The organism is Veillonella sp. KGMB01456 (assembly GCF_023051165.1).
In the GTDB taxonomy this organism is placed as follows: domain Bacteria; phylum Bacillota; class Negativicutes; order Veillonellales; family Veillonellaceae; genus Veillonella_A.
The window spans coordinates 40,742-64,022 of the sequence record NZ_JALKIG010000007.1; the positions used below are offsets into that span (position 1 = coordinate 40,742).

The 23,281-nt window shown below is 45.1% G+C and carries 26 protein-coding genes; 23 read left to right on the plus strand and 3 right to left on the minus strand.

The features are described 5' to 3' along the window. The first annotated feature begins 84 nt into the window (after positions 1 to 84). The 3 genes from MXE28_RS03450 to MXE28_RS03460 all read left to right on the plus strand — a co-directional run bounded on the left by MXE28_RS03450 (position 85) and on the right by MXE28_RS03460 (position 2,544). Positions 85 to 912: a class I SAM-dependent methyltransferase gene (locus MXE28_RS03450; protein ID WP_021842310.1), complete on the plus strand. Its 828-nt coding sequence runs from the start codon at positions 85 to 87 to the stop codon at positions 910 to 912. Positions 913 to 1,191: 279 nt separating this feature from the next. After that, a complete protein-coding gene (locus tag MXE28_RS03455) occupies positions 1,192 to 1,584 on the plus strand; it encodes a hypothetical protein (RefSeq protein ID WP_021842309.1) in 393 nt (130 codons plus the stop codon). A 3-nt stretch (positions 1,585 to 1,587) separates the two neighbouring features. Next, complete coding sequence (locus MXE28_RS03460) at positions 1,588 to 2,544, plus strand: AEC family transporter (protein ID WP_226974423.1); 957 nt, start codon at positions 1,588 to 1,590, stop codon at positions 2,542 to 2,544. A gap of 425 nt (positions 2,545 to 2,969) precedes the next feature. On the opposite strand, the gene MXE28_RS03465 is transcribed toward MXE28_RS03460, so the two are convergent. The 3 genes from MXE28_RS03465 to MXE28_RS03475 form a co-directional block, all read right to left on the minus strand. Next, a complete protein-coding gene (locus tag MXE28_RS03465; protein WP_348644755.1) occupies positions 2,970 to 4,169 on the minus strand; it encodes a sodium/glutamate symporter in 1,200 nt (399 codons plus the stop codon). 574 nt (positions 4,170 to 4,743) lie between these two features. Next, a complete protein-coding gene (locus MXE28_RS03470) occupies positions 4,744 to 5,979 on the minus strand; it encodes a M20 family metallo-hydrolase (protein ID WP_021842306.1) in 1,236 nt (411 codons plus the stop codon). Between the two features lie 160 nt (positions 5,980 to 6,139). Further along, positions 6,140 to 7,027, minus strand: coding sequence for a PocR ligand-binding domain-containing protein (locus tag MXE28_RS03475; RefSeq protein WP_247239820.1), 888 nt, complete (start codon positions 7,025 to 7,027; stop codon positions 6,140 to 6,142). Positions 7,028 to 7,338: 311 nt separating this feature from the next. Between MXE28_RS03475 and MXE28_RS03480 the strand changes: the two genes are divergently transcribed. The 20 genes from MXE28_RS03480 to MXE28_RS03575 all read left to right on the plus strand — a co-directional run bounded on the left by MXE28_RS03480 (position 7,339) and on the right by MXE28_RS03575 (position 23,187). Next, positions 7,339 to 7,626: a BMC domain-containing protein gene (locus tag MXE28_RS03480; RefSeq protein WP_021842304.1), complete on the plus strand. Its 288-nt coding sequence runs from the start codon at positions 7,339 to 7,341 to the stop codon at positions 7,624 to 7,626. After that, on the plus strand, positions 7,626 to 8,441 hold the full coding sequence (gene pduB / locus MXE28_RS03485; RefSeq protein ID WP_021842303.1) for a propanediol utilization microcompartment protein PduB: 816 nt from the start codon (positions 7,626 to 7,628) through the stop codon (positions 8,439 to 8,441). Before MXE28_RS03480 ends, pduB begins: the two co-directional genes overlap by 1 nt. Before the next feature lie 25 nt (positions 8,442 to 8,466). After that, on the plus strand, positions 8,467 to 10,128 hold the full coding sequence (locus MXE28_RS03490) for a propanediol/glycerol family dehydratase large subunit (protein ID WP_021842302.1): 1,662 nt from the start codon (positions 8,467 to 8,469) through the stop codon (positions 10,126 to 10,128). A gap of 12 nt (positions 10,129 to 10,140) precedes the next feature. Next, positions 10,141 to 10,824, plus strand: a complete 684-nt coding sequence (locus MXE28_RS03495; RefSeq protein WP_021842301.1) for a propanediol/glycerol family dehydratase medium subunit — start codon at positions 10,141 to 10,143, stop codon at positions 10,822 to 10,824. Positions 10,825 to 10,834: 10 nt separating this feature from the next. Further along, complete coding sequence (locus MXE28_RS03500) at positions 10,835 to 11,350, plus strand: diol dehydratase small subunit (protein WP_021842300.1); 516 nt, start codon at positions 10,835 to 10,837, stop codon at positions 11,348 to 11,350. An 18-nt stretch (positions 11,351 to 11,368) separates the two neighbouring features. Continuing rightward, positions 11,369 to 13,195, plus strand: coding sequence for a diol dehydratase reactivase subunit alpha (locus MXE28_RS03505; RefSeq protein ID WP_021842299.1), 1,827 nt, complete (start codon positions 11,369 to 11,371; stop codon positions 13,193 to 13,195). Between the two features lie 3 nt (positions 13,196 to 13,198). Then, on the plus strand, positions 13,199 to 13,576 hold the full coding sequence (locus tag MXE28_RS03510; RefSeq protein ID WP_021842298.1) for a glycerol dehydratase reactivase beta/small subunit family protein: 378 nt from the start codon (positions 13,199 to 13,201) through the stop codon (positions 13,574 to 13,576). Beyond that, positions 13,573 to 14,319, plus strand: coding sequence for a BMC domain-containing protein (locus tag MXE28_RS11515; RefSeq protein ID WP_264294481.1), 747 nt, complete (start codon positions 13,573 to 13,575; stop codon positions 14,317 to 14,319). Before MXE28_RS03510 ends, MXE28_RS11515 begins: the two co-directional genes overlap by 4 nt. Before the next feature lie 72 nt (positions 14,320 to 14,391). Then, positions 14,392 to 14,661: a propanediol utilization microcompartment protein PduA gene (gene pduA / locus MXE28_RS03520; RefSeq protein ID WP_006555510.1), complete on the plus strand. Its 270-nt coding sequence runs from the start codon at positions 14,392 to 14,394 to the stop codon at positions 14,659 to 14,661. A 73-nt stretch (positions 14,662 to 14,734) separates the two neighbouring features. Beyond that, on the plus strand, positions 14,735 to 15,358 hold the full coding sequence (pduL, locus tag MXE28_RS03525) for a phosphate propanoyltransferase (RefSeq protein ID WP_226974422.1): 624 nt from the start codon (positions 14,735 to 14,737) through the stop codon (positions 15,356 to 15,358). A gap of 9 nt (positions 15,359 to 15,367) precedes the next feature. Next, entirely contained in the window at positions 15,368 to 16,210 is an 843-nt protein-coding gene (eutJ, locus tag MXE28_RS03530) for an ethanolamine utilization protein EutJ (protein ID WP_127057807.1), read from the plus strand. Positions 16,211 to 16,298: 88 nt separating this feature from the next. Beyond that, positions 16,299 to 16,790, plus strand: coding sequence for a PduM family microcompartment protein (gene pduM, locus MXE28_RS03535; RefSeq protein ID WP_226974421.1), 492 nt, complete (start codon positions 16,299 to 16,301; stop codon positions 16,788 to 16,790). Then, positions 16,777 to 17,049: a EutN/CcmL family microcompartment protein gene (locus MXE28_RS03540; RefSeq protein WP_006555514.1), complete on the plus strand. Its 273-nt coding sequence runs from the start codon at positions 16,777 to 16,779 to the stop codon at positions 17,047 to 17,049. The genes pduM and MXE28_RS03540 overlap by 14 nt, the downstream gene beginning before the upstream one ends. A gap of 10 nt (positions 17,050 to 17,059) precedes the next feature. Continuing rightward, positions 17,060 to 18,100 carry a cob(I)yrinic acid a,c-diamide adenosyltransferase gene (locus tag MXE28_RS03545; RefSeq protein ID WP_226974420.1) on the plus strand — a complete coding sequence of 347 codons (1,041 nt, stop codon included), beginning with the start codon at positions 17,060 to 17,062 and terminating at the stop codon, positions 18,098 to 18,100. Beyond that, entirely contained in the window at positions 18,090 to 19,505 is a 1,416-nt protein-coding gene (locus MXE28_RS03550) for an aldehyde dehydrogenase family protein (protein ID WP_226974419.1), read from the plus strand. The genes MXE28_RS03545 and MXE28_RS03550 overlap by 11 nt, the downstream gene beginning before the upstream one ends. Positions 19,506 to 19,514: 9 nt before the next feature. Further along, on the plus strand, positions 19,515 to 20,636 hold the full coding sequence (locus MXE28_RS03555; RefSeq protein WP_226974418.1) for a 1-propanol dehydrogenase PduQ: 1,122 nt from the start codon (positions 19,515 to 19,517) through the stop codon (positions 20,634 to 20,636). 10 nt (positions 20,637 to 20,646) lie between these two features. After that, positions 20,647 to 21,369, plus strand: coding sequence for an MIP/aquaporin family protein (locus MXE28_RS03560; RefSeq protein ID WP_226974417.1), 723 nt, complete (start codon positions 20,647 to 20,649; stop codon positions 21,367 to 21,369). Positions 21,370 to 21,710: 341 nt separating this feature from the next. Continuing rightward, positions 21,711 to 22,073, plus strand: coding sequence for a BMC domain-containing protein (locus MXE28_RS03565; protein WP_021842289.1), 363 nt, complete (start codon positions 21,711 to 21,713; stop codon positions 22,071 to 22,073). Positions 22,074 to 22,190: 117 nt separating this feature from the next. Next, positions 22,191 to 22,646 carry a EutP/PduV family microcompartment system protein gene (gene eutP / locus MXE28_RS03570; RefSeq protein ID WP_021842288.1) on the plus strand — a complete coding sequence of 152 codons (456 nt, stop codon included), beginning with the start codon at positions 22,191 to 22,193 and terminating at the stop codon, positions 22,644 to 22,646. 52 nt (positions 22,647 to 22,698) lie between these two features. Then, positions 22,699 to 23,187 (plus strand): hypothetical protein, encoded by a 489-nt coding sequence (locus tag MXE28_RS03575; protein ID WP_021842287.1) that lies wholly within the window; start codon positions 22,699 to 22,701, stop codon positions 23,185 to 23,187. Positions 23,188 to 23,281: the final 94 nt, after the last annotated feature.

Sequence of the window (23,281 nt, forward strand, 5' to 3'; positions counted from 1 at the left end):
GGTATTTGTCACAGGAACAAAATAAGAGTACTCTATATATAGAAAATATTAGAATTGATATAAATTATCAATAGGAGGACTTTTATGAGCAATGTGCGAGTAACGAATATTCACGAAAATGAAGTGGAATGGCGCTCAGAACAAGAGGCGTGGAATAATCGTTCCGAATTTTTTGTGGAATTACATGACAAACAAGAACGTGCTGCGCAAGTTACGAATTTTATAGATTTTTTGAAAAAACATAACTTGTTACCGGTTCCGGGCGGTCGTACCCTCGATGTAGGCTGCGGTGTCGGTGACTACTCCTTGGGCCTTGCCAAACTGGGGTATCAGGCTACGGGCATCGATTTATCGAATGGTATGATTGCGGGCGCTCGTAAAATAGCGGAAAAAGAAGATCTTGATTTGGACCTTTACGTAGGTCCGTGGAGTGAAACCACTCGTGAAGAACTCGGCTGGGAACGTCAATTTGATTTGAGTTACAGCTTTTTCTGTCCTGTTATGTTTGACATGAACAATATTGAAGCATTGACCAAGACAAGCCGCAATGCCTGCTTGTTCGTTGGTTTTGCCGGTCGTCAGGACACTATCGTGGACGCTTTATATGAACACTTTTACGGTCAAAAAGACGACTTCAAATGGCAGGCTAATGTAGATGATGTTATTGCTACGGTTAAAAAAGTTGGCCAAGACGTGGCAGTGGAATATGTAAACGTGCCGGAAGTGGAATTTTTCACGGAAGAAGAAGCCCTTCGCTACTTTACTATGCGCCTTCATTCGGAAGAATGGGGTACGGAAGAAGCTATGCGTGCTGAAATTTTGCCTTTATTGGCGCCGTATCGCACGGAAGACGGCCGCATTCGTAATACATCGGAAGATAAGGTTGCGTGGGTTTCCTGGCGCGTTAAATAGCCTTAATTTACAAATAAATTAAATAAAGCCACGGTAGCCGAAGATGATTACGGCTTACTGTGGCTTTTTGTAGTGGTCTGAATGATAGCAGTTCAGACCATTTTCACTTTTTTAGACTTGAAAACTCAGTCTAAGTGGGTATAATGTTGTGTATGCTAAACAAATCGATATAGTTTAGTATGGATATTAGCATGACACTAGCATGCCCATTAGCATGGATATTTTATAATGTAACTTTTGATTTATTTAGGTTTTAATTTATATAGAAAGAGGCTAATTATGAGACTACTGAATAGAACATTGGCCATGTTAGGCCTGGTAGGTACATTGAGCCTATCATTGTTAGCGCCTGTACAGGCAGCGGATTATTGGTATTATGTAGGTGCCGACATTCATGATAACACAACATCCATCGACAACAGCAGCGTCGACAAAGAAGACGATGTAGCCCAACTTTGGATTCGTGTAATTCAACCGGGTGGAGACTATTATTTTGAAAAAATGGAAATTAAGAAGAATGAACGCACCATCCAAACCTTGGATATGCAGTATTTCCATCAAACCGGCATCGCTTACGATAAAAGCGAATACACTTATGATTCCAAACCGGCCGCCATTCAGGCAGGCACTATCGGCGAATCGCTGTATAATTTAGTGTGGGGTGCCAAGTAATAAATGATTTTGCATATTTTCCTGACGACGGTTCTGCCTATATTATTATTGGTCCTCATCGGCTATTTTATGGATAAAAAATTCCACATGGACCTTGATACACTCAGTAAAATGAACTTCTATGTGGTGGCGCCGGCATTTTTGTTTACGAATACATACAGTTACAACGTGACCGCTGAAAGTGCCCAAGTAGTGTGGCTCACGGTGATTGGTTTTGCGGCCACCTGGCTGGCCAGTTTGGTTTTTGAAAAAATGTTGGGCCTGTCCCATGAAAAAAGCGGTATCTTCCGCAATGCGGTACTCTTTAATAACTGCGGTAACATTGGTGTGCCGCTTATTGTATTTATCTACTCCAATGAACCGTTTTTACAAGACGGCTCGCCTATATGGCTGCAGGCGGCTATCGCCATTCAAATCGTTGTCTTTGTTTGGCAAAACATCGTGACCAACAGCCTTGGCTTTTATTTTGCGGGACAGGGCAAAATGAGTAGCACTGATGCGGTCAAATTAGTTTTTAAAATGCCGATTATTTACGCCGTAGCCTTGGCTTTAATTTGTAATTTCGGTAAAATTCCCGTGGATCAAACATTCTTTTGGCCCGTCCTTACCAATGTGAGTAACGCTCTCGTCATGGTGGCCCTCTTTACTTTGGGCGTACAACTGGCCAGAACCCCGTTCAACTTCTTTAATCGCGACGTTATGTGGGGTAGCGCGGTCCGTTTGATTGTGGGACCATTAATGGCTTGGCTCGTTATTTGGCCCTATGAACTCATAGCCGGCCCCGTTTCGGAACTCGTTATGCAAGTCCTCGTTATCTCCGCGGCTGTGCCGGCCGGCGTAACCACAGCACTCATTGCGGGCGTACTTCGTACCGAAACTGAATACGCCACCCAACTAGTCGTCGCCACCACCGTGCTGTCGGCCGTTACATTGCCGATAGTAATTTTATTAGTTAAGTAAAACACGCGAGCTTTTTTGCGAAGGCCGTGATGCAATTTCTAAGGCTTGGTTTTGCGCAGCAAAAAGACTCTCAGAAATTGTATCACGGCCTTCTTTTCGCAGAAAACCTCTCGCCGTTTTATAACGGGGAGAGGGAGAAGAGGGGAGGTTTCTGCGTTGCAGAAACCTCCCCTCTATCCTCCTCCGCCGGTAAGAACGGCCATAAAGTTCTTTGCGCAAAGCCCCTGATGGAGTGCTCTACGTCGCTAAAAACAGACATAAAGTACTCTGGGAAGAAGAAATGGAGAGGTCCACATCTAAGGGTCTTTTTTGCTTGCAAAAACCAAGCCTTAGATGTGGAGCCTCTCCATTCTTTATAAGTTTATGCTGTTTTTAGCTCTGATGTAGAGCCCATCAGGAGCTTAAGGACGAACCTTATGCCGTTCTTACCAAGTCCCCATCCACGTAATAATAATGGCATTGACGAAGTCAATCAAGAAGGCACCAACGAGTGATACGATGAGCCAAGCTTTAGGGGACGGACCGTATTTTTCAGCCAAGGACTGCATGTTGGCAAGACCGTTGGCAGTAGCACCCATGGCAAAACCGATACCGCCTACGCCGAGCATAACGCCGTCGTAGTTTTTACCAAAGAGCAAGAAGTAACCGAGCCATGCGAAGACAATCATGAGAAGTGTCTGAGCAAGGAGGATGACTACGAGCGGTAAAGCCAAGTTAATCAATTCGTAGAGTTTCAAGCTGTTGATAGCCATGGTAACGTAAACTGTTAAGGCTACTTCGGATACTACATTGAGGCCGCCGCCTTGTACACGATACATACCGGAGAAATCGCCGATGTTACGGATAACAGCTGCTACGAGCATGGCACCGATGTAAGCAGGTAAGGTAATGATGGTGTTGAGGTACGCACTAAGTACGGCACCGAGACCTACGGCTACGAATACGAAGCCGGCTGCTTTTAATACGCCGTTTACGTCGGTTGTTTCTTCTTCTTCAAGAATAGACATATCGAATACATGCGGTTCCAATTGAGCTGCTGCCGGATTATCAGTATCGGCTGCCGGAATATTTTTAGTTGCATTTGGCGTTGTGGCCGGATCGATATGTTGTGTACCCGGTGTTTTAATTTTGTAGTGTTTGATTAAGAATTCGCCGAAAGGTCCACCGAGTACGAGGGCTACTACCATCCCGAAGGTTGCTGCTGTGATGGCAACGGTTGTGGCACCCGGAATACCGTAAGTGGTTTCAAAATATGGACCGAAGGCTGCCGAGGTACCGAGACCACCCATGAGGGAAACAGCACCGGCCAAGATGCCGTAGTGGAAGTCAATGCCCATGGCACCGGCAATGGACATACCCAAGAGGTTCTGAACAAAACCGAGAATGGAAGATACAATTAAGTATAAGATGAGAGCTAAGCCACCGTATTTGATGAGTTTTAAGCTGGCCATCATACCGATGGTGGTAAAGAATACTAAGAGGGCTACGGTAGATAAGGTGTTGTCAAAATCTACTTGTAGAATTCCGTATACACGCAAACCGGAAAGGATAAAAGCGAACGGTAGACCACCGATTACCGCAGCCGGTAAGCTGAGTTTTTGAAATACGGGAACTCGGTTTTTAATCTATAAACCGATGAAATACGTCACAAATGCGAGTGCGACCGCTTGTACGCTACTGATTTTGACTGTCAAGACTTCTGCGCCCATAAACAACGCCTCCTTTAAGCAAGCTGACTCCCTTATTAAAAGGGGCTTCATAATACAGGTGGGTAACCGTAGTAGTTGAATTAATTGGAATAATGATGGCATCCGGTATTATGAAACTGGAAAATGATGAGTACGGAAGGAGAGTTTTACGAGTGAAAAAGCCCTTCATTTAATAAATATTTCAACTTGATAATATTATACTATGTGATTGCGTAAAAATACAATAAAATTTCAGTAAACTTCTATGTATACAAAAATCATGAGAATGCATTTAAGCCGATATATATTAGAATTCGTGCCTTAGTTCTTATAAAATATATTATATTATAAATTCTATATGTTGTTTATTTGTGCATAAAATATAACTAATTATACACATAAAAACAAATGTAGTTACCTTAAAAACACAATAAAATAAACAAAAGTAGAGTATATAAGGACATTTTTATATACTCTACAAAATGTATAAATGTATAGAAAATTTTGTATATTACTGTTGGTCTAAATAGAGGATAAGGTCTTTCAAATATTTTGTACCGGTTACTAAATCCTGAATGTCGATAGCTTCGGCCGGGTTGTGGCTTACGCCGGCGCGACAAGGAATGAAAATCATGCCTACATCGGTGTAATCACCCCAGTTCATGGCATCGTGGCCGGCACCGCTGGAGAGGGTCATATAATTGTACTGTTTAGCTTGAGCCACCGTTTCCATGGCTTTAATCATAGAGTCTTTGACCATGAGCGGGATTTCATCGGCGATTAGCGTGGTGTCGATAGGAATCTCGCGTTGGGCGCCGACTTGTGAAATGGCGTGCAGAATGTCTTGGGTAGCGCGCGTTTTGGCTTCGGCGGAAATGCTGCGAATGTCGAGACCTAAGGTTACTTCGCCGGGGATGACGTTCATGACACCTGGCGTGGCTTCGATAACACCGACGGTAGCTACGACCGGAATAGGTTCGCTGTTTTGAGCAATCCGTTCGGCAGCAAGGATGATTTCGGCGGCTGTACACAGACCGTCGTGGCGGTGATTCATAGGCGTGGCTCCGCTATGACCGGCGGTGCCGTGAATATGCACCTTATAGCGTGTGGGTGCAGCGATACCGGTTACGATACCTATGGTGTGGTTTGTTTTTTCGAGAACAATGCCTTGTTCGATATGAAGTTCTAAAAAGGCTTTTAGGGGCGTCGTAAATTTTGCATGAGGAAGGGTATCCGGATTAAAGCCGCGTTCTTTGAGTACTTCATAGAGACTGAGTCCCTTTTTATCGCGCAATGTTTGCAAACGATCGAGACTCAATTGACCGCGCATAGCCTGGCTTCCCAAAGTGGCACTGCCAAAGCGGCTTGATTCTTCGCACATGAAGAGGACAATATCAAGCGGATGCTCCGGCATTTCTTTTGATTCTTTTAAATCGGTGATAACTTCCAGGGCGGCCACGATACCGGCAAGACCGTCGTAGTTACCGCCTTGGGGCACGCTGTCGGTATGGGACCCCATCATGATGGCCGGGGCGTCGGGATTATGACCTTCGTAACGGCCGATGACATTGCCGAAGTCATCGATGCGTAAGCTTAGACCAAGCTCTTTCAGCTGTTTTATGAGATAGTTCCGTCCCTGCCAATCCTCATCAGTAAAGGCAATGCGATTGATTCCCGGCACACCTTCGATGGTGCTTATGGTTTGCATGGCGTTGAGATGTGCTAATAGGCGTTCTTTATTAATCATGGGGGCCTCCACAAATTAAAAATTGAATAATGATTTATAGTTAGCAAAAAAGCAGTATTTAATTCAATTGTGAGTTAAATACTGCTTTCATATTTGCGGATATATTTTGCTAAGAACGTTTAGAAATTCTTGCAAAATCTTTTGGCTATAAAGCTATTTTTTAAAATCTGTATTTACGACGATAGGAATGCGGTGTTTCCGAAGTAGCTTCTTTGAAAACCTTGCAGAAGTAGCTGGTTCGATTATAGCCCAGATTACGAGCAATGGATTCGATAGATGAGTCAGAACCGCGAAGCATCAATTTGGCCTGTTCCAATTTGCGTTCATTAATATATTGCACGAGGGACATGCCCGTTTCTTGTTTAAAGATTTTGGACAAATAGGATTCACTTAAGTAAACGTGGGAGGCAATATCCCGTAGTGAAGGGTTGTTGTTTAAATGCTTGTCGATATAAACAAGAGCCCTTTTTATTTCCGGACGATACGACATTTTCATATGATGCTGTACATCGGATTTACTGCTTTGTAATTCAGGAATATCAAGACTGCGGTTTAATATGTCCGGGAAATAATGGCCGGCCATAAGGTTCAATACTTTAGAGGCACTATTTATTTCTTCCGTAGAATAAATGGGCAATTGACGGTAATACATTTTGGCCGTTGTGTCGTTTTGCCAATCACTGCGTGCTGCAATTTGTGGCAACTGCGGATCCGTTACGGCTGTTTGACCGGCACAAATAAAGCCCAGTAAATGACCTTCATGAATTACGGGCACAGAAAAGTCTACAATGCCTGCATGACAGCGATAAGCAGACGGGCAATGTCCTTTGGATGCTTCGAGGCCGCCATAGGCGTCGCAATAGGCGCAAAGACGCGACAATGTAGGATGACTGCGAATATACTTGCAAAAATTACTGAAGTTGTATTTGCACGAAAGCACACGACCGCGCAAATCTACATATACGGCTGCTAATTCCGTAATGTTTGTAAAATCACGCATGATCTCATTAATCATGGTTGTTTCTGTCTTAAAATTACCGGTTGGCATCGTTGCCACCCCTCTCTCTTTTCTGTTTGTATGGGCGTACAAAACAAAAGGATTAAAAAATAGTAATACAACAAATAACTAAAACACATGATAAACACAGAACTTACTGAGGTTTTATGATTAATCGTTATACCAATTATAACAAAAAATTGTTAAAAGTAGAACAAAAAAATCAAAATTCGTAAAAATGTGTTAAAAAATGGAATACTAGTATTTTGTATAATTAGCGTATACAGAAAACCGCAAAATGTGGTGAATATTTGAATTTTTATTTTTTGTTTTATGTGCGCCCAAGATAGGAGATGAATTGTATGTCGCAAGAAGCACTAGGTATGGTTGAAACTAAAGGCTTAGTCGGTGCTATTGAAGCCGCCGATGCCATGGTAAAGGCCGCCAATGTAGCCCTCGTGGGAACTGAAAAAATTGGTTCCGGTCTCGTAACCGTTATGGTACGAGGCGATGTAGGTGCCGTAAAAGCATCTGTCGATGCCGGTGCAGCAGCTGCCGAACGAGTAGGGCAAGTTGTCTCGACGCATGTAATTCCACGGCCTCACAAAGATGTGGAAAGCGTTATCTTAAAGGAAAAAGGTGAAGCTTAATGAGTAATACGGATCAAATGGTTGATGAGATTTTGAAACGCGTTTTACAAAAAGCCGATAACTTATCGGCAGCCACCCCGAATCAAAGTGAAAGCAAAGGAGCGGAACAAATTATGGCGAACAGTTGCAGTTTAACAGAATTCATTGGCACAGCAAAATTTGGTGATACTATCGGTTTAGTAATCGCTAACGTGGATCAACAAGTATTGGATGCCATGAAATTAACAAAAAAATATCGTTCAATCGGTGTTGTAGGTGCTCGTACCGGTGCCGGCCCTCACATTATGGCCGCTGATGAAGCCGTAAAAGCTACCAACACTGAAATCGTAAGCATCGAACTCGCGCGCGACACTAAAGGCGGCGCCGGTCACGGTTCCTTAATCGTATTCGGTGGCGACGACGTTTCCGACGTAAAACGTGCCGTTGAAGTAACGCTTAAAGAAGTTGAACGTACTTTCGGCGACGTATACGCTAATGAAGCAGGCCACATCGAATTACAATATACAGCTCGCGCAAGCCATGCTATTAACACCGCATTCGGCGCTCCTGAAGGCAAAGCATTCGGCCTTATCGTAGGTGCTCCGGCAGCTATCGGCGTGGTAATGGCTGATGTGGCTGTAAAAGCAGCTAACGTAGACGTTATCGGCTATGCATCTCCTGCAAACGGCACAAGCTTCTCCAACGAAGTAATTTTACAGATCTCCGGTGATTCCGGTGCAGTTCGTCAGGCTGTTATTACAGCTCGCGAAATCGGTAAAGAATTATTAGGCACTTTAGGTAGCGAACCTAAAAATGATGCTCCTTCTTACATTTAACTTCGATAGAAAGGAAGCTTGACATATGAGATCAAAACGTTTTGAAGTATTAAGCAAACGCCCTGTTAACCAGGATGGTTATGTAAAAGAATGGGTGGAAGAAGGCTTTATAGCCATGGAATCGCCGCAGGATCCTAAACCTAGTATCCGCATTGAAAACGGTCGAATTGTAGAACTTGACGGCAAACGTCGTGAAGATTTCGACTTGATTGATACATTTATTGCTAATTATGCAATCCGCTTGGAACGTGCTGAAGAAGTTATGGCTATGGATTCCCGCAAAATCGCCAACATGATTTTGACACCAACCGTACCTCGCAGCGAAATCGCCAGTCTTGCAAAATCCATGACTCCGGCCAAAATGGTTGAAGTAGTAAGTAATTTCAACGTTGTTGAAATGATGCAATGTATGCAGAAAATGCGTGCTCGTCGCACCATGGCTAACCAGGCTCACGTAACAAACGTTAACGATAACCCGGTTCAAATCGCTGCTGATGCGGCTGAAGGTGCACTTCGCGGTTTTGCCGAAGAAGAAACAACCGTAGCGGTTGCTCGTTATGCACCGCTTAACGCTATCAGTATCTTGGTAGGTTCCCAAGCCGGTCGTCCGGGCGTATTGACTCAATGCTCCTTGGAAGAAGCTACTGAATTGGAACTCGGTATGCGCGGTTTCACAGCGTATGCTGAAACAATTTCCGTATACGGCACTGAAGATGTATTCACCGATGGTGATGACACTCCATGGTCGAAAGCATTCTTAGCATCCGCTTATGCTTCCCGTGGTTTGAAAATGCGTTTTACTTCCGGTACAGGCTCTGAAGTTCAGATGGGTCAAGCAGAAGGTAAATCCATGTTATACCTTGAAACTCGTTGCCTCTACATTACTAAAGGCGCCGGCGTACAAGGTATCCAAAACGGTTCTGTAAGCTGTATCGGTATTCCGGCAGCTGTACCTTCCGGTATTCGTGCGGTATTGGCAGAAAACTTGATCGCTGCTATGCTCGACCTCGAATGTGCATCCAGTAATGACCAGACATTCAGTCATTCCGACTTACGTCGTACGGCTCGTACACTCATGCAGTTCTGCCCTGGTACTGACTTCATCTGTTCCGGTTACAGCTCCACGCCAAACTATGACAACATGTTTGCCGGCTCCAACTGGGATGCGGAAGACTATGATGACTGGACAATCATTCAGCGTGACCTCAAAGTTAACGGCGGTTTGAAACCGGCTACGGAAGATGCTGTAGTAGCTGTTCGTAATAAAGCAGCTCGTGCGCTTCAAGGTTTATTCGCTGAACTCGGCTTACCGGCTATTACCGATGAAGAAGTAGAAGCTGCTACTTATGCTAACGGTTCCAAAGATATGCCGCCTCGCGATAAAGTAGCTGACATCAAAGCAGCTGCCGATCTTATGAATCGCGGCGTTACCGGTATTGACTTTGTAAAAGGTCTTGCTAAACGCGGCTTCAATGATTTAGCCCAAAGCGTTCTTAATTTGTTGAAACAGAAAATTGCCGGTGACTACTTACAGACATCCGCTATTTTTGACGATAAATTCAATGTAATTTCAGCAATTAACAATCCTAACGACTATGCCGGCGTTGGCACAGGTTATCGTTTGGAAGGCGAAGATTGGGAAGTAATTAAAAATATTCCTAACGCAATCGATCCGCGTGATATTTAAGGAGGCATCAATATGGCTGAAGTTAATGAGCAAGTTTTACGCGCACTGATTATGGAAGTGCTTAAAGAAATGGGTAGCGCCAGCAAGCCTGTTACTTTTGCCGGTTCCTCCGAAACGGCGGCTCCGGCTCGTCCTAAAGAAGAGGACGTAGATGATACTTGGATTCAGACCGGCGGCCCGGCTGAAGCCCATACATCACCTGATGAAGTGGTTATTGCTGTAGGTCCTGCATTTGGTCGCAGCCAACGCACGACTATCGTAGGCGTACCACATCGCAATGTAATCCGTCAACTCGTTGCCGGTATTGAAGAAGAAGGCTTAAAAGCTCGTGTAGTTCGTGTATATCGTTCGTCCGACGTAGCAGCCGTAGCCGTTGAAGGCGACCGCTTATCCGGTTCCGGCGTTTGCATCGGTATTCAATCCAAAGGTACTACCGTAATTCACCAACGTGATTTACAACCGTTATCCAACTTGGAATTATTCCCACAAGCACCATTGCTTACGGAAGAAGTATACCGCGCCATCGGTAAAAACGCAGCTAAATACGCTAAGGGCGAATCCCCTAATCCGGTAGCTACGCTTAACGATCAAATGGCACGCCCTAAATATCAAGCGTTGTCAGCCCTTTTACACATTAAGGAAACAAAACGAGTGGTTAAAGGTAAACCGGCTGATGAATGCCGCGTAAGCCTATAAGGAGGCCTTTATGAGTCAAGATATGGAAGCGATGATTCGCAAAATTTTAGAAGATATGCAAAAGGGAACCCCTTCTCCGGTAAGTGCCGTAGCTCAGACAAGCACAACCGAACACGTTGCTACAGTAGCGGATTACCCAATTGCTAAAAAACATCCTGAATGGATTAAAGTGGGCAATCGTTCCTTAGATGATATTACCTTGGATGCCGTTATGGCCGGTCAGGTTTCTATGGATGATATGCGTATCAGCCCTGAAATCTTAAAAGCACAAGGTCAAATCGCTAAAGCCGGCGGTCGCGATCAGATTGAATACAACTTCTCCCGCGCTGCTGAAATGACTAAAGTAGGCGATAAACGCTTATTGGAAATGTATAATGCTCTTCGTCCATACCGTTCCTCCAAACAGGAATTATTGGCTATGGCTGATGAACTTGAAAAAGAATACGGTGCTGTAATTTGCGCTGAATTCGTTCGTGAAGCGGCTGAAAACTATGAAAAACGTAAGAAATTGAAAGGTGATAACTAAGAGTTAGGAGTTTTGTGTATGAAGCGAGTCGTTGGTATTGATATAGGTAATTCCACAACAGAATCAGCGTTAGCGGAAATTCACGAGTCCGGTGAAGTTCGTTTTCTCGGATCGGCGATTGCCAATACGACCGGGATCAAAGGAACTAAGGATAATATTCAAGGACTCTTTGAATCGCTTCGTCAACTGGTTGCCAAAACGGGCCTGTCCCTTAAGGACATCGATTTAATTCGTATCAATGAAGCTACCCCGGTTATTGGCGACGTGGCGATGGAGACGATTACAGAAACGATTATTACCGAATCAACCATGATTGGGCATAATCCGAAAACTCCGGGCGGTCTTGGTATCGGTGTGGGCTATACGGCTCATATCCTACAATTGCTGGATAAACCTATGTCGGATGACTATATCGTAGTCGTACCGAAAGAAATAGATTTTCAGCTTGTAGCCGAATTGATTAATGCGTATGTAACAAAAGGCTATCGCATCAAAGGAGCTATCTTGCAGGCCGATGACGGCGTGCTGGTAGCCAACCGTTTGCAGCAGCCGATTCCGATTATTGATGAAGTAGCCTATGTCGATAAAGTACCGCTTGGTATGTTGGCTGCAGTGGAAGTAGTAGAACCGGGTAAAGTAATTTCCCAATTGTCTAATCCTTACGGTATTGCTACAGTTTTCAACTTGACAGCGGATGAGACCAAGAACATAGTACCTATCGCCAGAGCGCTTATCGGCAATCGTTCGGCGGTGGTTATTAAAACCCCTGCCGGGGATGTCAAAGAACGTGTAATCCCAGCCGGTTCCATCGTGGCATCCGGCGACGGACGTACCGTATCCATCGATATTTCAGCAGGTGCCGAACAGATTATGGCTACCCTTGGCCAAGTGTCCCACATCGACAATGTATGCGGTGAAGCGGGCACGAATGTGGGCGGTATGCTGGAACGAGTTCGTCAGACTATGGCGGACTTAACCAATAAATCACCAAATGATGTTTTTATTGAAGATTTACTGGCAGTAGATACATCGGTGCCGATTAATGTGAAAGGCGGCCTTGCCGGCGAGTTCTCTATGGAACAGGCCGTGGGCATTGCCTCCATGGTTAAATCGGATCACTTACAGATGGAAATTATCGCCAAAGAAGTAGAACGGGAGCTCAAAATCCCTGTAGAAATCGGCGGTCAGGAAGCTGAATCGGCCATTCTCGGGGCTTTGACTACACCGGGTACGGAAACGCCGTTGGCGATTCTGGACCTCGGGGCAGGTTCTACCGATGCTTCGATTATGTCACCTGACGGACGGGTTACGGCTATTCACTTAGCCGGAGCCGGTAATATGGTAACAATGTTGATTAACTCTGAATTGGGACTGGAAGATATCCATTTAGCTGAAAGCATTAAGAAATTCCCATTAGCCAAAGTAATCAGCGTGTATCATATCCGCCATGAAGACGGCAATGTGCAATTTTTCAAAGATCCGTTACCGGCCGATTTATTCGCCAAGACGGTAATTGTAACCGACGAAGGACTCGTTCCTATCGAAGGGGACCAATCAATGGAAAAAATTAAGATTGTTCGTCAAACTGCGAAGGAACGTGTTTTTGTAACCAATTCCCTGCGAGCCTTACGGGCTGTAAGCCCAACGCACAATGTGCGTGATATTCCTTTCGTAGTTATTGTAGGCGGTTCGGCTTTGGACTTTGAAGTGCCGCAGCTCGTAACGGATGCGTTGTCTCACTACAATTTGGTAGCCGGGCGCGGCAATGTGCGCGGCACCGAAGGGGCACGTAATGCGGTGGCAACCGGCTTGATTCTATCGTATGCCAAAGAGCGGAGGGGATAAATTATGGAGGTTATTATTGCACCTAAACCGACCATTATGATTTATCACCACCCCAATGTATCAGTGGAAACTATTCAGGATCTCTTGTTCGGTATTGAAGAAGAAGGAATTCCCTATAGCTTAGAGGCACGTGCCGCAAGCGATGATATATTGCTTATGGCTGATGAAGCCTCTCATGCATCGGCCTTATCCGTAGGAGTAGGCTGCAGTGCTGATACTTTGGTGTTGAGTTATAAAAACTTACCGCCTCATCAATTTATATATCGTTTGCGTAATTATAAACAAGCAAAACAAACTATGCGAGCGTTAGGGGCCAATGCAGCTCGCCTGGTAAAAGGCAATCCTTTTAAAACCGACCCCGGATTGGAGGTGGCATTTTGAAAGAAGCATTAGGACTCTTGGAAGTAGCCGGATTGGCAGCGGCCATTAAAGCGGCTGACGTGATGGTGAAAGCAGCTAATGTAACGATTTTGAACGTGGAAAAAGCACGTGGCGGCGGTTGGATGACCGTTAAAGTAACCGGTGATGTAGGTGCTGTTCAGGCAGCTGTACAGGCCGGGGTAGCCCAAGCTAAACACGAACGTCATTACATTGCGCATAAAGTAATTCCAAGACCGGCTGAGGGCATTGATGCAATGCTATTAAGCGGTGGCGGTAAACCGGTATTAAACCCTAAGGCAACGGACGTTGTGAGGGAAGAAACACCGGCTCCCGCTGAAAAAACCGAAGCTAAACCGGTAGCGGCTACTAAAGTAGCGGCACCTGCCAAAGCAACACCTGCTAAGGTACCGGCCAAAGCGGAGGCTAAAACAACAGCTTCTACGGCTAAACCGGTGAAGAGTACACCGGCTAAATCGAGTGAAGCAGCTAAGCCGGCTGAAACCGCTAAAGCGGAACCGGCAAAAGCAGCGACTACGGCGACGGTAAAAGCGCCGGCTAAAACGGCCGAACCGGTTAAAACGGTTGAAACTGCCAAAACTGAGGCGTCTAAAACAAATCCAACCGCAAGCACCAAGGCGGAATCTTCCGTTGATACAGCGAAAGAAGCCTTGATGAAGGTTGTAAAACCAACGCCAAAGAAACGACCGAGTCGAGCTAAAACAACTACAAAACCAAAAGAATAGCCCAAAAGGTAAGCACTTTGGTTGAAACACAAGATTTACAGATAAGCAGGATCCATTAAAGGAGGATTTATAATGAATAATGCATTAGGCATGGTAGAAACAAAAGGTTTAGTAGGCGCTATTGAAGCAGCCGATGCTATGGTAAAAGCAGCTAACGTAACATTGACCGGTTATGAAAAAATCGGTTCCGGTTTGGTAACTGTAATGGTTCGCGGTGATGTAGGCGCTGTTAAAGCTGCTGTTGATGCAGGTTGCGCAGCAGCTGCTAAAGTGGGCGAAGTTGTATCCACTCATGTAATTCCACGCCCTCATAGCGATGTAGAAAGCATCTTGGTTAAATAAGACCATTGCTTTTTATAAAACACTTGAATTAGTAACACTGATTACAGATTAACTAATTAGCAAAGGATAACCTATGATGGATAAAGATGCTTTAAAAGAGCTGATTCGCCAGATTATCCAAGATGTGCAGACGCCGGAAATCCCAATTGGGATTTCCAATCGTCACATTCATCTCAGTCAAGCCGACTATGACCGTTTATTCCCTCATGTGACCTTACAGTCCAAGAAACAATTAAAACAACCCGGTGAATTTGCGGCTGAACAAGTGGTAACTATTGTGGGTCCAAAGAATGAAATTGGTAAAGTTCGTTTATTGGGACCGCTTCGCAAAGCATCGCAAGTGGAAATTTCACAAACTGATGCTCGTATGCTGGGCGTAAAACCACCGATTGTGTTATCCGGTCAGCTTGATAAAGCGGTGCCCATTACCTTAAAAACGGAATTCGCTCAAATTACGATTCCTTGCTGTATCATCGCCAAGCGTCACATCCATGTGAATGCCGATGATGCGCCAAAGTTGGGCGTAAATAATGGCGATACCGTAAAGGTACGAGTTGTGACACCGGAACGAACGACTGTTTTCGAAGATGTTATCATTCGCGTTTCCCCTGATTATGTGACGGAAATGCATTTAGATACGGACGAGGCGAATGCGGCACAAGTGGATGCTCATACGATGGCGAAAATAGTACGGTAGGAGGCAAGTATGCGCAGTATTGAAGAAGTAAATCAACTATTGGCCGCTTTTAATCAATGCGTTGAGGAAGGAGCGACACGCACAATTTCAGAAAAGGAAGCTGATACCTTACGGGTCGGCGTCGATCTTGGCACATCGTCCATCGTCCTTGCCGTAGTTGATGCGGGCGGTCAACCGGTATACGGTGCTTTTGAATACGCGCAGGCCGTAAGAGACGGCTTAGTGGTAGATTATGTGGGGGCAGTTACCATAACTCGGCGTTTAAAAGCAAAAGCCGAAGCGGAACTGGGTTGCTCCTTAACGAAGGCAGCAGCGGCCGTACCGCCCGGCACTTTAGGCAAAAACAAAGACGTGGTAAGTCATGTCCTTGAAGGCGCTGATTTTGAAGTAACCGCCATATATGATGAACCGACGGCAGCCGCCTTGGTACTTGATATGGTAAATGGTGCTGTAGTCGATGTGGGCGGCGGCACGACGGGAATTACCGTGATTAAACGGCGCAAAGTGAGTTACACCGCCGATGAACCGACCGGCGGTTCTCATATGACGCTTGTGCTGAGCGGTAATTATGGAATTTCCCAAGCGGATGCGGAACTTCTCAAGCGAGATCATTCAAGAGAACGGGAAGTGTATCCGGTAATTCGTCCGGTAGTCGAAAAAATGGCCACCATAACCAATAAAGCCTTGACGGACGGGGCCTATCGCAAGAACGGTCCGGTATATGTCGTAGGCGGTGCCACTAATTTTACTGATTTTGCCGATACCTTTGAGAAAGTCATCGGACGGGAGGTTATAAAGCCTCTATATCCGGAATTTGTAACCCCTTTAGGAATTGCCCTTGGCAGTGTATAACTCAAATGTGGATTTCATGGCTAAGGTGAAGTGCTGATAGAGTTAAAAAAACATCGCTACAGGCAATTTTACAGGGAATGAGGTAGTTATGGACGAAATTATTGCAGCAGTACTCAAACGCTTGCAGGCGCGAATGGAAAGCCGAGGACAGGTGGATTTGGCTCACGACGGCAAGCTTGAGGAACGCACCTTGCTGCATCATCAACGGGTGGAGGTTACCGGCTTAACTCAATCACAATTAAATGAACTGACCGAGCGAATCGAAGGTCCTTTAGTGACGTGGTTCGACCGAGCTGTCGCTTATGGTTGTGATATGACGGTGGTTACGGATATGTGTGTCAACCAACAATGGAATCCGGCGATGATATTAGCCTGGCCGTTTACTTTTAAAGATAAACAAGGCCGCAAGGTATACAGTTTCAAAGAGCGCATCATTAGTGCGTCGGCGATTCGTACCTGCAACAAAGAGTCCGTTATACTAATATTTCGTGGTCAGCGATTTACCGCTCTCGGGCTTGATGAATTGCGCGACCGCCAACTTGTATGTGTAGAAGGGACGAAACGATATGCAGACTGGTAGAGTAATAGGCAGTATTGTATCGACACAAAAACACGAGTCCTTAGTGGGCTTGAAGTTGATGATTATACAATACGTTGACGGCAATCAGGAACCGTTACCTTCGTATGAAGTGGCGGCGGACACTGTGAGTGCCGGGATTGGTGAATACGTATTGTTGACCCGCGGTTCTTCTGCTCGCCATGTATTCGGCGACGGACAGGACATCAATAGCGCTGTTGATTGCGCTATCGTAGGTATTATAGACAGTTTTGATAAATAGGAGGGCCACCATGGCTATTTACACAAAAATGGGCGATAAGGGCACGACGGGACTGTTTGACGGTACTCGCGTTGCCAAAAACTCGGAACGGGTCAACACCTATGGCACCCTTGATGAGTTGAATGCGCACTTAAGTGTGTGTGAAAAATTGGTGCGGTATCCGGAAACAAAACAAATTTTACATAATTTACAAGGCCTGTTATTTAGACTTTGTGCGGAAGTAGCGACGATGGACCAAGCTAAATTAACACAGTACAGCACCCTCATCAGTGAGGCGGATATAAAAGAGCTGGAATCAATCATCGACCGCTATACGCAATTATTGCCACCGCTCACAAGTTTTATATATCAGGGCAATAATTTAGCAGCTGCTGAGCTTCATGTGGCCCGTACCGTTTGCAGACGGGCGGAACGAAAACTCAACGGCTTGCGGCAGGGCGAACCGGTTAGACCGACAGCGTTAGCGTTTGTAAACCGGTTATCCGACTGCATCTATACGCTGGCGCGTATGGAAGACTTCATGTTCTATGTGGACGAAGTTTCTTCAAAGGTTATGGCTAAATTGGATGGGGCAGTAGAAGCGGCTTCACCTGCTAAGAGTCATACCGAGGTTGGAACCAAGCCCATAAATGAAGAAGAACGACTGCGTCGTATGGCCATGTGCTTACTTGAAGGGGCAACAGCCAAAAGCGAAGCTATGGGCGTACCGGTTGTTATTACTGTAGTGGATGTACACGGTAATCCGGTTCTTGCCTATCGCATGGCTGATGTGTTGCTCGTAAGTACCGAAATTTCGGCCGGCAAAGCCTATACGGCAGTGGCTCTAAAATGTAAGACCCAAGCTTTGAAAGAAATCACTCAGCCCGGGGCTGATTTATATCAGATTGAATCCATGGTATCCAGGCCTTTAGTTACATTTGGCGGCGGCTTTCCGCTGACGCAAAACGGTAAGCTCATAGGTGGCTTAGGTATTAGTGGGGGGACAGTCGCTGAAGATGTGACTATCGGAGAATATGCAATGGATTATATGGAGGCAAAGTATGGAAAATAAACAAGAGTTAGAACGCATGATTCGCTCTATGGTTATGAATATTATGAACGGGACTGACACCGGCGTTAGCGCTTCGGAAGGTTCCTTACCTGATGAACCGGGCGTATTCAGCACTGTAAACGCTGCCGTAGCGGCCGCTAAACAGGCACAAATTCAATTCGAAGAATGCACCTTGGCTACTCGCGGTAAAGCCATTGAAGCCATTCGTCAGAGCATGCGTCCATTAGTGAATAAATTGGCTCAGATGACTTATGACGAAACCGGTATGGGCCGTGTAGCAGATAAGATTATTAAATTGAATCTTACTCTCGACAAAACACCGGGGGTAGAAGACTTGGTAACGGAATGTGAAACCGGTGATAACGGGATGACTTTATACGAATTATCCCCGTACGGTGTTATCGGTGCCGTTACGCCAAGTACTAATCCAAGTGAAACTTTGATTTGTAATGCTATCGGCATGTTAGCGGCAGGCAACGCAATTTTCTTCAGCGTTCATCCGGGGGCTAAAAAGTTATCCCGTTGGCTCGTAAGTGAACTTAATAAAATCGTAGCTGATGCTATCGGTATTAATAACTTAATCGTTACTATCGCTGAACCGTCTATTGAAGCGGCTCAGGAAATGATGGTACATCCGGATATTCCTTTATTGGTTGTAACCGGTGGCCCGGGCGTTGTACATCAGGCATTGTGCAGCGGCAAGAAGGTAATCGGCGCCGGTGCCGGCAATCCGCCTGCATTCGTTGATGAAACCGCCAATATTCGTCAGGCTGCTCAGGATATCGTAATGGGCGCCAGCTTTGATAATAATATTCTCTGCATTGCAGAAAAAAGCGTGGTAGCCGTTCGTTCCATCGCCGATGAATTGATTGAAGAAATGAAAAAGGCCGGTGCGGTTCTTATCGAAAGAGAAGATCAAATCCAAAAATTGTTGGATATTACGTTGCAGAAAAACTGCACACCAAGCCGCAAATATGTAGGCCGCAATGCCGCCGTAATCTTGCGTGATGCCGGTATTGAAGTGGACGGCGACCCACGCCTCATCATCATGAAAACCGACAAACATCATCCGTTTGCTACGATTGAAATGTTGATGCCGATTTTACCGATTGTAACGGTAGAAAACTTCGAAGACGGTTTGGCAACTTGCCTCTTCTTAGAAGCCGGTTTACATCATACGGCAACCATGCATTCGCTTAACTTGGAACGCCTTAACAAAATGGCACGTGCTATGAAAACGTCCATTTTCGTTAAAAATGGTCCATCCTATGCAGGTCTCGGTTACAACGGCGAAGGTACAACCACCTTTACGATTGCCACACCAACCGGTGAAGCAACTACATCGGCCCGTCACTTTGCACGTCGCCGTCGTTGCTGCTTGACTACAGGCTTCCAAATTCGTTAGGAGGCAGCTATGAATCAATGGACATTTCCTACTAAAATCTTTGCCGGCCATGATTCCCTCTTACGATTGAAGCAATTTCGGCAAGAGCGGATCTTGGTTGTGTGTGATCCGTTTTTAGAAGGAACAGAAAACTTAAACTATATTTTGAATGAGCTCCGCCCACAGAACGAGGTGAGCATTTATACGGACGTTGTGCCGGATCCGCCTATCAGCCATGTGGTTAAAGGGGTGGAATTCATTCAGAAACTACAACCTACAGTAGTTATTGCCATTGGTGGCGGTTCGGCCATCGATTTGACTAAAGCCGTATTGTACTTTGCCCGTCATATGGGGTATAGCGGGGTACGTTATTTTACGGTAATTCCGACCACCAGCGGCACCGGTTCCGAAGTAACGTCATTTGCCGTTATTACGGATCCTACTTCACAGACAAAATATCCTATATTAGATGAAAGCTTATTGCCGCAAGAAGCGATTTTAACGCCGCTTTTTGTCAAAACGGCACCACCTAAAGTAACGGCCTACAGCGGGATGGACGTGTTGGTTCATGCTATTGAAGCCATAGTTTCGACGGGGGCTAATAATTTTACGGATGCCCTCGCCGAAAAAGCCTTGGAGTTGGTATTCGAATACCTGCCTAAGTGTTTTGCACCGGGAGCTACGGAAGAAGACCGCATGGGGATGCATGAAGCATCCTGCATGGCGGGGCTCGCTTTTAACCGAGCCGGACTCGGTATTACCCACGCCTTAGCGCATCAGCTGGGCGGTCAATTCCACATTCCTCATGGTTTGGCTAATGCGATGCTTATCGCCAGAGTCGTTATGTTTAACGCCTTTCATAGTGAAACGGCGTATGAGAAATATGTACAGCTAGCAAAGAAGCTCGGCTTTGCAGATAACGGTACAGACAAGAGAGATGCTTTAGTCGCGTTAGTTAAAGCTATCTTACAACTTGCAAGAACCGTTGAATGTCCGCTCAATATCAGTGCGGCAGCCAACGTTTCGGCACAGGAGGCAAGACAGAAAGTTTCTATTATGGCGGATAAAGCATTACAGGATATGACCTATCAGACAAATCCATATGCCGCCTCGAAGGACGATCTGGAAAATCTATTATTAATGATCATGTAAGGAGTCGCGTATGGATACACAGATCCTGATTAGTGAGTTTGTTGGCACGGCTGTTTTAATGGCTTTTGGTAGTGGGGTTAACTCCTCGGTTTTATTAAAAAATACGTTGGCGAAAGCGTTTGCGCCAAATTGGATGAGTTTGATTTTTGGTTGGGGTCTGGCCGTAACCTTTGCCGTGTATATCGGTATAGCACTCGGCGGTCCGGCTCATTTGAACCCGGCTATTACTATTTCCTTCGCTGCCGGCGGCCTTTTTCCGTGGGACCAGGTATTGCCTGTTGTGGCAGCCCAAATGTTGGGAGGCTTCGTTGGTTCCGCTATTACTATGATTCACTATTTCCCTCACTTCAAACAAACCGGTCCGGATGAAGGCAATGTAGTTGGTATTTTTGCCACCGGCCCGATGAGTGATAACCGCTTCATGAACTTATTATCCGAAGTTATTGCTACGTTTATGTTTATATTGGCAATTCTTTGTCTCGGCAAAATGAGTGACGGTTTATTCCCATTCATCGTTGGTATGTTAGTTGCGTCCATTGGTTTTTCCTTCGGTTCTACCACCGGTTTTGCGCTCAACCCTGCGCGCGACTTTGGCCCTCGCTTGGCCTATGCAATCTTACCGGTACCTAACCGCGGGACGGCTAATTGGGGTTACGCCTGGGTTCCTGTTATCGGACCTATCATCGGGGCAACCATAGCCGTATTATTCTTCTTGGCTGTTGCGCCTAAATAAGAAAACGACGAGTATCCTAAACGCAGATCATTAACTCCCCAGCTATTAATTTTAGTTAAGCGGGTTGTTGGTATATGAATCGCAATTAGGATGGGTATTAAAGGGATACAACGTATTCAGCTTAGGCTGATACGGAGTGAGTAATGTTAGGTAATTACTGCTCATAAAAAGAGCGGAGGAGGCTCAGGGCGGTAATTACCTAATGAATCATAAAGTTTTAATCAAACGAATTGATGGATCATATACGACAAATTAAAACATACCAGACTAATTGAAACATGTCAGGAATCTGAGTATATCAATTATAAAGGGACTGTGGCTTGCACAGAAAGGATTGTATTATGGATTTTTTAGACGCTGTAGAAAATAAACAACGCATTATTCAGGAATTTGTACCCGGCAAACAGGTTACAATTGCTCATATTATTGCGAATCCAAAGCCGGAATTATTCCGCAAAATGGGGTTAGATGAGAAAAAACGCGGAGCTATCGGTATTTTGACGATTACTCCCGGTGAAGGTACCATTATTGCTGCCGATATTGCGACTAAGGCTGCAGGTATTGAATTGGGCTTTGTGGATCGCTTTTCCGGTGCCTTATTGATTACGGGTGATGTATCCGGTGTAGAATCGGCTATGAAAGCCGTGATGGAAGGTTTGGATAAAATTTTAGGATTTTTCCCAACGCAAATCACACGTACCTGATGAATTAATTCGTCAGTTATTCATGCTAGTGTCATTTATTTAATAGGTATTTAGAGGAAATCTGTAGTATAATAGATGTCAGTGGTGCTAGTGGCCTGCAGATTCGGAGGTGAGCAGATGGAACAGACGGACCAAGCGTTAAAAACTGTAATCATGGTGGGGCGTACGGAAGTTGGTAAGACGACGTTGGCCAATACGTTGATGTACGGCAGTCCGGAAGCTCGAAAAACTCAATCCATCGGCCGCATTGGATCGATTATCGACACACCCGGTGAATTTGTAGAAAATCCCATATATTATCGGGCAATTTTGTTGAATGCCTATGATGCAGATATCGTCTTGTTTTTAAATGAAGCGGATGAAAAGGAAAGTATTTTTCCGCCGAACTTTGCCGCTTCTTTTAATCGAGAAGTTATCGGGGTTATTACGAAGATGGACCTAGGTGGCGATGTGACCAGAGCTCGCAAAAATCTTAAAGAGGCGGGAGTCAGCCGAATATTTGAAATATCGGTACATGATGCCGAATCCGTAAAGGAATTGCATGATTATATTTCTCAGGAGCCGCAACCGTAATATACGGGACGCCGGTATAAGACATTAGTAGTGAATATGATGGTGGTAAATTATGAATTTTAAGCAGAATTTAGCAAGTGTATTAGCTGGTGCCTATAAGCTGGATTATCGTTGGCTCCAGATTAAGAATCATGAAATATTTATTTATAAGGATGTAAAGAACGCTGCGGAAACACCGCTGGCTTTACATTTCGATCCTGCCTTCAATGCGCAGGTTATCACATTGTGTGAAGAAACCGTAGGTTCTATTACTGAACCGATTTTGATTGATACTATTTTACAAGCTCATTGTGCGGCGGAAGCCCATGAAATTTATTATGATGAAAAGCTCTATGCTGAAAAAGCGGTAGCGATTCGTCATAAGCCTAATGAATTGACCGCTATTTTAGAAACCGGCGAGCGCTATTTGCTCACTTTGAACGGCGTAGTTAAAACGAATCCCGGCGACTGGGTAATTCGTGGCGTTAACGGGGAAGAATATCCTTGTGATCCGGAAATTTTTAAAATGTTATATGATGTAATGGACGAATCCAAAAAATAATATATTGAATAGGATTCTTAATTATCGAATGTTCAGGCATCGGTCTATTGACCGATGCCTTTTTGTATGTAATTTCAGAGAACTAAAAAGGATG